11 protein-coding genes and 1 tRNA gene are annotated in these 13,512 nt (G+C 60.2%); all 12 read left to right on the plus strand.

Features of this window, described 5'->3' with window-relative positions:
- Positions 1–899, plus strand: an 899-nt coding sequence (gene tuf, locus H7687_RS20585; RefSeq protein WP_183350940.1) for an elongation factor Tu, incomplete at its 5' end; no start/stop codon positions are given.
- Between the two features lie 66 nt (positions 900–965).
- Positions 966–1,118, plus strand: coding sequence for a 50S ribosomal protein L33 (gene rpmG / locus H7687_RS20590; RefSeq protein ID WP_183350942.1), 153 nt, complete (start codon positions 966–968; stop codon positions 1,116–1,118).
- Positions 1,119–1,160: 42 nt separating this feature from the next.
- Positions 1,161–1,237, plus strand: a tRNA-Trp gene (locus tag H7687_RS20595).
- Between the two features lie 33 nt (positions 1,238–1,270).
- Positions 1,271–1,456, plus strand: coding sequence for a preprotein translocase subunit SecE (secE, locus tag H7687_RS20600; protein WP_183350944.1), 186 nt, complete (start codon positions 1,271–1,273; stop codon positions 1,454–1,456).
- Between the two features lie 12 nt (positions 1,457–1,468).
- Positions 1,469–1,996: a transcription termination/antitermination protein NusG gene (gene nusG / locus H7687_RS20605; protein WP_183350946.1), complete on the plus strand. Its 528-nt coding sequence runs from the start codon at positions 1,469–1,471 to the stop codon at positions 1,994–1,996.
- A gap of 64 nt (positions 1,997–2,060) precedes the next feature.
- Positions 2,061–2,483 (plus strand): 50S ribosomal protein L11, encoded by a 423-nt coding sequence (gene rplK / locus H7687_RS20610; RefSeq protein WP_183350948.1) that lies wholly within the window; start codon positions 2,061–2,063, stop codon positions 2,481–2,483.
- Between the two features lie 22 nt (positions 2,484–2,505).
- Complete coding sequence (gene rplA, locus H7687_RS20615) at positions 2,506–3,207, plus strand: 50S ribosomal protein L1 (protein ID WP_183350950.1); 702 nt, start codon at positions 2,506–2,508, stop codon at positions 3,205–3,207.
- A gap of 239 nt (positions 3,208–3,446) precedes the next feature.
- Positions 3,447–3,968, plus strand: a complete 522-nt coding sequence (gene rplJ, locus H7687_RS20620; protein WP_183350951.1) for a 50S ribosomal protein L10 — start codon at positions 3,447–3,449, stop codon at positions 3,966–3,968.
- A 60-nt stretch (positions 3,969–4,028) separates the two neighbouring features.
- Positions 4,029–4,409 carry a 50S ribosomal protein L7/L12 gene (gene rplL / locus H7687_RS20625; RefSeq protein ID WP_183350953.1) on the plus strand — a complete coding sequence of 127 codons (381 nt, stop codon included), beginning with the start codon at positions 4,029–4,031 and terminating at the stop codon, positions 4,407–4,409.
- A 162-nt stretch (positions 4,410–4,571) separates the two neighbouring features.
- The gene (rpoB, locus tag H7687_RS20630) at positions 4,572–8,687 is read left to right on the plus strand and encodes a DNA-directed RNA polymerase subunit beta (protein ID WP_183350955.1); all 4,116 of its coding nucleotides are present in this window, start codon (positions 4,572–4,574) and stop codon (positions 8,685–8,687) included.
- A 122-nt stretch (positions 8,688–8,809) separates the two neighbouring features.
- The gene (gene rpoC, locus H7687_RS20635) at positions 8,810–12,955 is read left to right on the plus strand and encodes a DNA-directed RNA polymerase subunit beta' (protein WP_183350957.1); all 4,146 of its coding nucleotides are present in this window, start codon (positions 8,810–8,812) and stop codon (positions 12,953–12,955) included.
- Between the two features lie 159 nt (positions 12,956–13,114).
- On the plus strand, positions 13,115–13,486 hold the full coding sequence (gene rpsL, locus H7687_RS20640) for a 30S ribosomal protein S12 (protein WP_015719175.1): 372 nt from the start codon (positions 13,115–13,117) through the stop codon (positions 13,484–13,486).
- The last annotated feature ends 26 nt before the right edge of the window (positions 13,487–13,512 follow it).

Raw genomic sequence — 13,512 nt, forward strand, 5'->3', positions numbered from 1 at the left:
AGATGGACGGCGCGATCCTGGTTGTTTCCGCAGCTGACGGCCCGATGCCGCAGACCCGCGAGCACATCCTGCTCGCACGTCAGGTCGGCGTCCCCTACATCGTCGTGTTCCTGAACAAGGCCGACATGGTTGACGACGAGGAGCTCCTCGAGCTGGTCGAGCTGGAAGTGCGCGAACTGCTCTCCTCCTACGACTTCCCGGGCGACGATATCCCGATCATCAAGGGTTCCGCTCTGAAAGGCCTCGAAGGCGACGCAGGCGAACTGGGCGAGCAGGCCATCCTGAAGCTGATGGACGCCGTCGACACCTACATCCCGGAGCCGCAGCGCGCCATCGACCGTCCGTTCCTGATGCCGGTCGAGGACGTGTTCTCCATCTCCGGTCGTGGTACCGTCGCTACCGGTCGTGTCGAGCGCGGCATCATCAAGGTCGGCGAGGAGGTCGAGGTTGTCGGCATCAAGGCCACCACCAAGACCACCGTTACCGGCGTCGAGATGTTCCGTAAGCTCCTCGACGAGGGCCGTGCCGGCGACAACATCGGCGCACTGCTCCGCGGCGTGAAGCGCGAAGAGATCGAGCGTGGCCAGGTTCTCGCCAAGCCGGGCTCCATCACCCCGCACACCAAGTTCAAAGCCGAAGCCTACATCCTGTCCAAGGAAGAGGGCGGCCGTCACACCCCGTTCTTCAACGGCTACCGTCCGCAGTTCTACTTCAGGACCACCGACGTTACCGGCGTGGTTGACCTCGAAGCCGGTGTCGAGATGGTTATGCCGGGCGACAACGTCTCGGTAACCGTCAACCTGATCACCCCGATCGCAATGGACGAAGGTCTGCGTTTCGCTATCCGCGAAGGCGGCCGTACCGTCGGTGCAGGCGTCGTCGCCTCCATCATCGAGTAAAACCTTTCGGGTTGTGAGTCCCGGAAGCATCGGGACACGATAATAGTTTGAAAAGGACGAAAGAAAATGCCTAGAGACATCATCACCCTTGGCTGCACCGAGTGCAAACAGCGTAACTATACCACCACGAAGAACAAGAAGAATACGCCGCAGAAGCTGGAGTTCAACAAGTACTGCCGCTTCTGCCAGAAGCACACGCCGCACAAGGAAACCAAATAGTTTGATTTGGGGATCCTGGAACTGTCCAGGATCCCCCGCCGCAGGCCAGTAGCTCTAACGGCTAGAGCACCGGTCTCCAAAACCGGGTGTTGGGGGTTCGAATCCCTCCTGGCCTGCCATTTTTTTTATCTTCACGAAGTGAGGAGTGACAAGTGCTCGCGAAAGCCAAGACTTTTTTTGAGGATGTACAGGCGGAGCTCGCCAAGGTGACTTGGCCGACCCGTAAAGAGACCTTCTCTACTGCTCAGGTAGTTGTCGTCATCATCGTGATCATCTCACTTTACCTTGGCGTCTGCGACGTGGTCCTTACTAAGCTCATCAAGTCGATTATCCGCTAGAGGACTCATCAAATGGCACACAAATGGTACGGCGTACATACCTACTCCGGCTTCGAGAACAAGGTGCGGCTCTCGCTGGCAGAGCGCATCAAGAATCTCGAGATGGAGGAGTTCTTCGGCGAGATCCTGATCCCGTGCGAAACCGTCGTCGAACTTAAGAAGGGGGAGAAGAAGACTTCTTCCAGGAAGTTCTTCCCCGGATACATCCTGGTGAACATGGAACTGAACGACGACACCTGGCACGTGGTCAAGGAGACCGCGAAGGTTACCGGGTTCGTCGGTGGCAATAATCCCTTCCCGATCCCGGACGACGAAGTCAACAAGATCACCAAGAGGATGGAAGAGGGTGCCGAGAAGCCCCGTCCCAAGGTCCTCTTCGAAGTGGGCGAGACGGTCAGGGTCATCGACGGTCCCTTCCTCAACTTCTCGGGTGTGGTCGAGGACGTCAAGCCGGACAAGGGGAAACTCAAGGTCATGGTAAGCATCTTCGGGCGTGCGACCCCGGTCGAGCTCGAATTCATGCAGGTAGAAAAGCAGTAGGGGAGACCCTCTGTTACCGATAGAAGCTTCAGGCAGTTCGAAGGAATGAAAAAGGAGTAGGAAAATGGCGAAAAAGATCACCGGTTACATAAAGCTGCAGGTACCCGCAGGGAAGGCAAACCCGTCTCCTCCGATCGGTCCCGCACTCGGTCAGCACGGCGTCAACATCATGGAGTTCTGCAAGGCCTTCAACGCGAAGACCCAGGCGGACGAAGGGACCATCACCCCGGTCGTGATCACTGTCTACGCCGACAGGTCCTTCACCTTCATCACCAAGACTCCGCCGGCTCCGGTTCTCATCAAGAAAGCTCTCGGCCTGCAGAGCGGCTCCGCTACCCCCAACAAGACCAAGGTCGGCAAGCTGACCAAGGAGCAGGTACGCGAGATCGCAACGAAGAAGATGCCCGACCTCAATGCCGCGAGCCTTGAGGCTGCCATGAAGACCATTGAAGGTACCGCGCGCAGCATGGGCGTTGAAATAGCTTAAGTTAAAGAGAGGGTTATCAGAAATGTCTATGACAAAAAAGCTTAAAGAGGCTCGCGCCAAGGTCGACAGGACCAAAACCTATCCCCTGACCGACGGCCTTGAGCTCGTGAAGAGCGCGGCTTATGCGAAGTTCGACGAGACCGTCGACCTGGTGGTGAAGCTGGGTGTTGACCCGCGTCACGCCGACCAGATGGTCCGCGGCGCCGTAGTGCTCCCCAACGGTCTCGGCAAGGACGTGCGCGTCCTGGTCTTCGCCAAGGGTGAGAAGGAGAAGGAGGCCCGCGAGGCCGGTGCCGATTACGTCGGTGCCGACGACCTGGTCGCCAAGATCCAGGAAGGCTGGTTCGAGTTCGATACCGCCATCGCTACCCCGGACATGATGGGTGTGGTCGGTAAGATCGGTAAGCTCCTCGGACCCCGCGGCCTGATGCCGAACCCGAAGGTCGGTACCGTGACCTTCGACCTGGGCCGCGCCATCAAGGAGTCCAAGTCCGGTAAGGTCGAGTTCCGCGTCGAGAAGGCCGGTATCATCCATGCCCCGGTGGGCAAGGTCTCCTTCAGCGCCGAAACCCTGAAGCAGAACGTCACCGCCCTGGTGGAAGCCCTCCAGAAGGCGAAGCCGGCTGCCGCAAAGGGCACCTACATGAAGAAGGTCTCCGTATCTTCCACCATGGGCCCGGGCGTGAACATCGATCTCGCTGACATCAGCGCGATCTTGAAATAAAGAGCAGTACTAGCTGTAAAGCCAAAGTCAAAGACAGTGGGTGCCTAGAAACAGATAAAGATTAAGATAAAGATTTAGGTTTCCTCAGTCTCAATCTCAGTCTTAATCTGCTTTCCAGGTTTAAATGCCTCCGGGCGGCCAACCGAGACTTGCAGATGTTGCGCGAAAATGTACGTTCCGCAACTTCCTGACTTTGGCGGGGTTTCGTACCCGTATACCAAAAGAAAGGAGGAAGGCGCTTGAATAAGGAAAACAAGCAAGAACTTGTTGCCGAAATGCACGACAAGCTCCAGAGGGCGCAGGCGGTATTCCTCGCGGATTTCCGCGGGATGAACGTCGGCCAGGCCACCGAGCTCAGAAATGAGCTTAGGAAAGCCAACGCGGAGTACAAGGTCGTCAAGAACACCCTGCTCGAGATCGCTTCCAAGGGGACCGACAAGGAAGGTCTGTCGCAGTACTACGCAGGCCCCACCGCTATCGCCCTTTGCTACGACGATCCCGTCGCGGCGGCCAAGGTGCTGTCCCGCTTCAACAAGGAAAACACCAACCCGTTTACCTTGAAAGCTGGCGTGCTCACCGGCAAGACCATCAACGTGGCTGAGATCCAGGCTCTGGCAGACCTGCCGAGCCGCGAAGTGCTCATCGCCAAGATGCTGGGCAGCATGCAGGCACCGGCAAGCAACTTCGTACGCGTTCTCGCGGCTGTCCCGGGCGGTTTCGTACGCGCGCTCGAGCAGATCAGGATCCAGAAGGCTGCCTAGTCGCAGTCACCGACAATTTTCGCTTTAAACATCTAACAATATTCTCTGGAGGAGAAAGAAATGGCTATCACCAAAGAAGAAGTAATCAGCTTCATTGAGAACATGTCCGTCCTCGAACTTGCCGGCCTCGTGAAAGAGCTCGAAGAGAAGTTCGGCGTATCCGCAGCCGCTCCGGTTGCCGTTGCTGCTGCTGGCGCTCCGGCTGCTGCTGCTGAAGCTGCTGAAGAGAAGACCGAGTTCGACGTCATCCTGAAGTCCGCTGGCGCCAACAAGATCGGCGTCATCAAGGTCGTTCGCGGCCTGACCTCCCTGGGCCTCAAAGAAGCCAAGGACCTGGTCGACGGCGCTCCGCAGCCGGTCAAGACTGGCATCTCCAAAGAAGAAGCTGCCGACGCACAGAAGCAGCTGGTCGAGGCAGGCGCAGAAGTGGAAGTTAAGTAAGCAGCTTCGCACCGATCTTTACCAAAGCCAAGGTCGCTTTTTGCGGCCTTGGCTGTTCTATTTTAGTTTGAGGCCGCTTCACCCCGCAGCCCCGTCCGACCAGAACAGCAGGAAATTCAAGGGGGTGGAGGTCTTCCAAGGCGTTCACCACAAGGAGAAGATATGGCTTATTCAATCGCGAATAACCCCCTGTTGCGCAAGAACTTCGCCAAGATCCACAAGATCATCGACATACCGAACCTCATCGACATCCAGAAAAATTCCTACAAGAGATTCCTCCAGCTCGACACTCCCGTAGACGCACGCAAGAACTCCGGCCTGGAAGCCGTGTTCCGCAGCGTGTTCCCGATCAGGGACTTCAGCGACACCGCCTCGCTTGAGTACGTTTCGTATTCGCTGGGCGCGCCGAAGTACGACGTGGAGGAGTGCCACCAGAGGGGGATGACCTTTGCCGCACCGATGAAGGTGAAGGTAAGGCTGGTTGTGTGGGACGTGGCGAAGGATCCCGGTACCAGATCGATCCGCGACATCAAGGAGCAGGAGGTTTATTTCGGCGAAATCCCGCTGATGACCGACAACGGGACCTTTATCATAAACGGCACCGAGCGCGTTATCGTGAGCCAGCTGCACCGCTCGCCGGGCGTGTTCTACGACCACGACAAGGGCAAGACCCACTCCAGTGGCAAGGTGCTCTACTCGGCCCGCGTGATCCCGTACCGCGGTTCGTGGCTTGACTTTGAATTTGACCATAAAGACATCCTTTATGTTCGCATAGACAGGCGTCGCAAGATGCCGGCCACCGTGCTGCTCAAGGCCCTTGGCTACTCCAACGATGCGCTGATCAACTACTTCTACAAGTCCGAGGAAGTGAAGGTCGGCGACAACGGCGCCATGACCAAGCTGGTGGACGCGGAACTGCTCTCCAACCAGAAGGCGACCGCGGACATCGTGGACCCGGGCACCGCCGAGGTGATCCTCAAGGCGAACCGCAAGTTCACCAAGGCAGCGCTCAGGAAGATGGCCGAGCACGGCATCAAGGAGATCCCGATTGCCGAGGAGGAAGTGGTCGGCAAGGTCGCTTCCCACGACATCTACGACCCCGCCACCGGCGAGATCGTGGTCGAGTGCAACGAGGAGATCACCCAGGCCAAGCTCGAGGAAATGACCCATAAGGGGATCACCTCCTTCCAGGTGCTCTTCATCGACAACCTGCACGTGACCTCCAGCTTCCGCGACACCATCCTGATCGACAAGATCGGCTCCACCGACGAGGCGCTGATCGAGATCTACCGTCGTCTGCGTCCGGGCGATCCGCCGACCCTGAAGAGCGCGCTGGTTCTGTTCGAGAACCTGTTCTTCAACGCGGAGCGCTACGACCTTTCCGCCGTCGGCCGCCTGAAGCTCAACTACAAGCTGGGCGTGGACGTGCCGCTTGACTGCATGACGCTCACCCGCGAGGACATCCTCGAGGTGGTGCGTTACCTGATCGAGCTGAAAAACGGCAAGGGCAACATCGACGACATCGACCACCTGGGCAACCGCCGCGTGCGCGCCGTTGGTGAGCTCCTCGAGAACCAGTACCGCATCGGCCTGGTCAGGATGGAGCGCGCCATCAAGGAGCGCATGAGCCTCCAGGAAGTCGAGAACCTGATGCCGCACGACCTGATCAACTCCAAGCCGGTTTCCGCCGTGGTCAAGGAGTTCTTCGGTTCTTCGCAGCTGTCGCAGTTCATGGACCAGACCAACCCGCTCTCCGAGGTTACCCACAAGCGCCGTCTCTCGGCCCTTGGACCGGGTGGTCTTACCCGCGAGCGCGCGGGCTTCGAGGTCCGCGACGTACACCCGACCCACTACGGCCGCGTCTGCCCGATCGAGACCCCGGAGGGTCCGAACATCGGTCTGATCGCGTCGCTGTCCACCTACGCGCGCATCAACGAGCACGGCTTCGTCGAGACGCCGTACCGCGTGGTCCGCGAAGGCAAGGTGACCGACGAGGTCCGCTTCTTCTCCGCGCTGGAGGAGGAAGGGCACGCCATCGCCCAGGCCAACGCCGAGGTGGACGAGACCGGCCGCTTCGTCTCCGACTACATCTCCGCCAGGAAGTCCGGCGAGTTCGTCCTGGTCGGGCGTGACGAGCTGGAACTCATGGACGTCGCCCCGATGCAGCTGGTTTCCGTCGCGGCCTCGCTGATCCCGTTCCTCGAGAACGACGACGCGAACCGCGCGCTCATGGGCTCCAACATGCAGCGCCAGGCGGTGCCGCTCTTGCGCGCCGACTCCCCGCTGGTCGGTACCGGCATGGAGCGCGTCGTGGCACGCGACTCGGGTGTTTCCTCGGTCGCCCGCCACAACGGCGTGGTCGAGAGCGTCGATGCTTCCCGCATCGTCGTCAAGATCGACGAGGACCAGTACGATGCCACCGGCACCGGCGTCGACATCTACAACCTGATCAAGTTCGCCCGTTCCAACCAGAACACCTGCATCAACCAGAGGCCGGTGGTGAAGGTGGGCGACCATGTCAAGGCCGGCGACATCATCGCCGACGGCCCCTCCACCGACATGGGCGAGCTGGCTCTGGGCCAGAACGTGCTGATCGCGTTCATGCCGTGGGGCGGCTACAACTACGAGGACTCCATCCTCATCTCGGAGCGCCTGGTAAAAGACGACCGCTACACCTCGATCCACATCGAGGAGTTCGAGGCCGTGGCCCGCGACACCAAGCTCGGCAAGGAAGAGATCACCTCCGACATCCCGAACCTCGGCGAGGAGACCCTCAAGGACCTCGACGAGTCGGGCATCATCAGGATCGGCGCCGAGGTTCGTCCGGGCGACATCCTGGTCGGTAAGATCACCCCGAAAGGCGAGACCCAGCTCTCTCCGGAAGAGAAGCTCCTCAGGGCCATCTTCGGCGAGAAGGCCGGCGACGTGCGCGACACCTCGCTGCGCGTTCCGCCTGGGGTCGAGGGTACCGTCATCGGCGCCAAGATCTTCTCCAGGAAGGGTGCCGACAAGGACGCCCGTACCGAGATCATCGAGAAGGCCGAAGAGCAGCGCCTGCGCAAGGACGAGCAGGACGAGATCCGCATCATCCGCGACTCGGCCATCGGCAAGCTGAAAAAACTCCTGGTGGGCAAGACCGCCGCCGTGAAGATAGAGGGTAGCGACGGCAAGGTGCTGATCCCCAAAGGGGCAGTCATCACCGAGGAGATGCTGAAGTCGTTCTCCATGGACCGCTGGGACGAGATCTCCATCGCCGATGACGACACCATCGACGAGAAAGTGGCCCAGACCCTGTCCACGCTGAACCAGCAGATCGACATCATCAAGTACGTCTTCGACGACAAGGTGCAGAAACTGCGTCGCGGCGACGACCTGCCGCCGGGCGTCATCAAGATGGTCAAGGTCTACATCGCCATCAAGCGTAAGCTCCAGGTGGGCGACAAGATGGCGGGCCGTCACGGCAACAAGGGTGTCGTTTCCAGGATCCTTCCGGAAGAGGACATGCCGTACATGGAAGACGGTCGTCCGGTCGAGATCGTGCTGAACCCGCTGGGCGTACCTTCCCGTATGAACGTGGGGCAGATCCTCGAGATGCACCTCGGCTGGGGCGCCAAAGGCCTTGGTTGGAAGATCGAGGAGTTCCTCGAGAAGAACACCCCGCACGACGAGATCAAGAGGTTCCTGAAGGGCGTCTACGACAACCCGGAAATGGACCGCTTCCTCGACACCCTGGAAGGGGAGGAGCTTCTCAACGTGGCGCGGCGCCTCAAGCGCGGCATCCCGATGTCGTCGCCGGTATTCGAGGGGGCGAGCGAGGAGTCGATCCAGTCGATGCTGACCCACGCAGGCTTCAGCACCACCGGCCAGGTCACCCTGTACGACGGCAAGAGCGGCGACAAGTTCATGCACCAGGTCACCGTCGGCATCATGTACTTCCTGAAGCTGCACCACCTGGTCGACGACAAGATCCACGCCAGGAGCATCGGTCCCTACTCCCTGGTCACCCAGCAGCCGCTGGGCGGCAAGGCGCAGTTCGGTGGCCAGCGACTCGGGGAGATGGAGGTCTGGGCGATGGAGGCCTACGGCGCCGCGTACGCGCTGCAGGAGTTCCTCACCGTCAAGTCCGACGATGTTGCCGGCCGCACCAGGATGTACGAGGCCATCGTCAAAGGGAAGCACACCCTGGAGCCGGGTCTGCCCGAGTCGTTCAACGTCCTCATCAAGGAACTGCAGTCCCTTGGTCTCGACGTGGAACTCTTGGAGACCGAAGAGGACTAGGTTCGTCTGTCGGACCGGTCCGACTAGTCTGACTAGTCCGGCCGGTCCGAGTCCGACAGTTCGACCGTCCGACGCAGCTTGAAACAGATAACGTAACTCCTACCGCCAAGGAGGAAAATACTTTGGAAGATATTTTCAATTTTTTCGATAAGCCGAAAGATCCGCTCCACTTCTCGTCCATCAAGATCTCGATCTCCTCGCCGGACAAGATCCGCGAGCGTTCCTTCGGGGAAGTGAAGAAGCCGGAAACCATCAACTACCGCACCTTCAAGCCGGAGCGCGATGGCCTCTTCTGCGCCAAGATCTTCGGACCGACCAAGGACTACGAGTGCAACTGCGGCAAGTACAAGCGCATGAAGCACCGCGGCATCGTCTGCGAGAAGTGCGGCGTCGAGGTCATCCCGTCCAAGGTGCGCCGCGAGCGCCTGGGCCACATCGACCTGGCCACCCCGGTGGCGCACATCTGGTTCCTCAAGTCCCTGCCGTCCCGTATCGGCAACCTGATGGACATCACCCTGAAGGACCTCGAGAAGGTGCTCTACTTCGAGGCCTACGTGGTGACCGACCCGAAGGAAACCGGCATGCCGTTCGGCACCGTGCTCTCCGAGGACCAGTACCAGAAGGCCCTCGAGGAATACAACTACGGCTTCGAGGCCGGCATGGGCGCGGCAGCAATCCGCACCTGCCTGACCTCCATGGACCTGGACCAGCTCTCCGAGCAGCTCCGTATCGAGATGCAGGAGGCAACCTCCGAGGCCAAGCGCAAGAAGACCGCCAAGCGCCTCAAGGTCATCGAGGCCTTCAAGAACTCGGGCAACAAGCCGGAGTGGATGATCCTCGAGTGCATCCCGGTGCTCCCGCCGGAACTGCGCCCGCTGGTACCGCTCGACGGCGGCCGCTTCGCTACGAGCGACCTGAACGACCTGTACCGTCGCGTCATCAACCGTAACAACCGCTTGAAGCGCCTGATGGAACTGCAGGCCCCCGAGGTCATCATCAGGAACGAGAAGCGCATGCTGCAGGAGGCGGTCGACGCGCTGTTCGACAACGGCCGCCGCGGCCGCGCCATCGCCGGCCCCAACAAGCGTCCGCTCAAGTCGCTCTCCGACATGCTCAAAGGCAAGTCGGGCCGCTTCCGCCAGAACCTTCTCGGTAAGCGTGTCGACTACTCCGGCCGTTCCGTTATCGTCGTCGGTCCGGAGCTGCGTCTGCACCAGTGCGGTCTGCCCAAGAAGATGGCCCTCGAGCTCTTCAAGCCGTTCATCTACAACAAGCTCGAGGAGCGCGGGTTCGTCACCACCATCAAGAGCGCCAAGAAGATGGTGGAGAAGGAGAAGCCGGAAGTCTGGGACGTACTCGAGGAGGTCATCAAGGAGCACCCGGTTCTCTTGAACCGCGCCCCGACCCTGCACCGCCTCGGCATCCAGGCCTTCGAGCCGGTGCTCATCGAGGGCAAGGCGATCCAGCTCCACCCGCTGGTCTGCACCGCCTTCAACGCCGACTTCGACGGCGACCAGATGGCGGTCCACCTCCCCCTCTCGGTTGAGAGCCAGGTGGAGGCACGCGTCCTCATGATGTCGACCAACAACATCCTGTCGCCGGCGCACGGCAAGCCGATCATCGTGCCGAGCCAGGACATGGTCCTCGGCATCTACTACATGACCCGCGAGAAGCACTTCGCGCTCGGCGACGGGAAGGTATTCGCCTCCCCGGACGAGGTCTCCATCGCCTGGGACGCGGCCGAGGTACACCTCCAGGCCCGCATCAAGGTAAGGATGAAGAACCTCGTCAGCGACGAGAAACCGGCCATCATCGAAACGACGGTCGGGCGTGTGCTCTTGCGCGAGATCCTGCCGGACGCGGTACCGTTCTCGGCCATCAACAAGGTCATGACCAAGAAGGAGCTCTCCAACCTGGTCGACACCTGCTACCGTCTGGCCGGCAACAAGGAGACCGTCATCCTCGCCGACAAGCTGAAGTCGATCGGCTTCCGCTACGCTGCGAAGGCGGGTATCTCCATCTCCATCAACGACATGGTCATCCCGGAAGGGAAGTCCGCCATCATCAACCGCGCCACCGAAGAGGTTCAGGAGATCCAGAACCAGTACACCGAGGGTCTCATCACCGACGGCGAGCGTTACAACAAGGTCATCGACATCTGGGCGAAATCGACCGAGGACATCGCGAAAGAGATGCTGGACAACCTCTCCCGCGATACCATCACCGATCCGCAGGGGAACGAAGTGAAGGTGCCGTCCTTCAACGCGATCCACATGATGGCCGACTCCGGCGCAAGGGGTAGCGCCCAGCAGATCCGCCAGTTGGCCGGGATGAGGGGACTCATGGCCAAGCCGTCCGGCGAGATCATCGAGACCCCGATCACTGCGAACTTCCGCGAAGGCCTCACCGTGCTCCAGTACTTCATCTCGACCCACGGTGCACGTAAAGGTCTGGCCGACACCGCGCTCAAGACGGCGAACTCCGGTTACCTCACCCGCCGTCTGGTCGACGTCGCCCAGGACGCCATCATCACCGAGGAGGATTGCGGCACCATCGACGGCCTGACCGTCTCCTCCCTCACCGAGGGTGGCGAGGTCATCGAGCACATCGGCGACCGTATCCTCGGCCGCGTGGCCCTGGACGATATCCTCGACCCGGTCACCGGCGACGTGCTGGTGGCGGCGAACCAGGAGATCGACGAGACCCTGGTATCCAGGATCGAAGCGGCAGGCCTCGAAAAGGTCAAGATCCGTTCGGTGCTCACCTGCGAGAGCCGTCGCGGCATCTGCGCCAAGTGCTACGGTCGTGACCTGGCGCGCGGCCACCTGGTGAACCGCGGCGAGGCGGTCGGCGTCATCGCCGCCCAGTCCATCGGCGAGCCGGGCACCCAGCTGACCATGCGTACCTTCCACATCGGTGGTACCGCATCCCGTCGCGCCGAGCAGACCTCCATGGATGCCAGGAACGAAGGCTACGCCAAGTTCATCAACCTGCACTACGTAACCAACTCCGAAGGGCACCACATCGTTATGAACCGTAACGGTGAGCTGGCCATCGTGGACGAGACCGGGCGCGAGCGCGAGAAGTACGGTATCGTCTACGGCGCCAAGATCAAGGTCAGCCCGGAAGAGAAGGTCACCCAGGGGCAGTCGCTGGCCGAGTGGGACCCGTACACCATGCCGATCCTCACCGAGATCTCCGGCCGCATCAAGTTCGGCGATGTCATCGAGGGCGTCACCATGGAGGAGCAGGTCGACGAAGTCACCGGCCTCTCCAGGAAGGTCATCATCGAAACCCGCGACGCCGACAAGCGTCCGCGCATCACCATCAAGGACGAGTCCGGCAAGACCGCCAAGATCGGCGAGAGCATGGCGCGCTACTACCTGCCGGTGGGCTCCAACATCAACGTGATGGAAGACACCGTGGTGGCCGCGGGTGACGTGATCGCCAAGATCCCGCGCGAAACGACCAAGACCAAGGACATCACCGGTGGTCTGCCGCGCGTCGCCGAGCTCTTCGAGGCCAGGAAGCCGAAAGACTTCGCGGTCATCACCGAGATCGACGGCGTGGTCGCCTTCGGCAAGGATGCCAAGGGCAAAAGGAAGGTCATCGTCACCCCGGAAGTGGGCGAGCCGAAGGAATACCTCATCCCCAAAGGGAAGCACATCAGCGTCCACGAAGGGGACCATGTCCGCGCCGGCGAGGCGCTCATGGACGGCTCCTCCAACCCGCACGACATCCTGCGCGTACTGGGTCAGAAAGAACTGGCCAAGTACCTGGTCGACGAGGTCCAGGAGGTCTACCGTCTCCAGGGCGTCAAGATCAACGACAAGCACATCGAGACCATCGTACGTCAGATGCTGCGCCGCGTCAGGGTCAAGGATGTGGGCGATACCAACCTCTTGATCGACGATCAGATCGAGCGCTGGGTCTTTGAGGAAGAGAACGAGAAGGCGCTGGAGAAAGGCGGGCGTCCTGCCACTGCAGAGTCCCTGCTCCTTGGCATAACCAAGGCATCGCTCTCGACCGAGTCATTTATTTCTGCTGCTTCCTTCCAGGAAACAACAAAAGTCTTGACACAGGCGTCAATTGAAGGTAAGGTCGACAGTCTGCGTGGTCTGAAGGAAAACGTGATCATGGGCCGCCTGATCCCGGCGGGTACGGGATTGGCTCTTTACCGCAACCTGCGCATGGTTGCTGAGGAGCCAGTAATCATTCCGGAGCCAGTTGAACCGGAAGATGAAGAGATCTACGAAGAAGAAGCCTAGTCCAGTATCCGGCCAGTGAGAGCGGGTTCCTCGCTTTCACTGGCCGGCGTCTCACTTTTATCAAATAAAACTTGACAAGCACGTACGTTGTTGCTATTTTCGTCGCTTCCGCGCGCGGGGTACGCCCGTGCGTGGAGAAGAAACGCGTGAGAGGAATGTATGCCAACTATTAATCAGCTTATTCGTCACGGTCGGGAGTCAAAGGGTGAAAAATCCACTGCTCCGGCACTCAGGAGCTGCCCGCAGAAGAGGGGCGTTTGCACCAGGGTTTACACCACAACCCCGAAGAAACCGAACTCCGCGCTTCGTAAAGTCGCCAGGGTAAGGCTTACCAACGGCGTCGAGGTGACCTCCTACATTCCGGGTGTTGGTCACAACCTCCAGGAACACTCCGTCGTCCTGATCAGGGGCGGCAGGGTAAAGGACCTTCCGGGTGTTCGTTACCACATCGTCCGCGGTACGCTCGACTCCGTCGGCGTCAAGGGTCGTATGAAGAGCCGTTCCAAGTACGGTGCGAAGAGGCCCAAGTAACCGTACGGTGCAGAAAGACCCAAGTA

The sequence above is a fragment of the Geomonas paludis genome (assembly GCF_014193585.1).
GTDB classification, from domain to species: domain Bacteria; phylum Desulfobacterota; class Desulfuromonadia; order Geobacterales; family Geobacteraceae; genus Geomonas; species Geomonas paludis.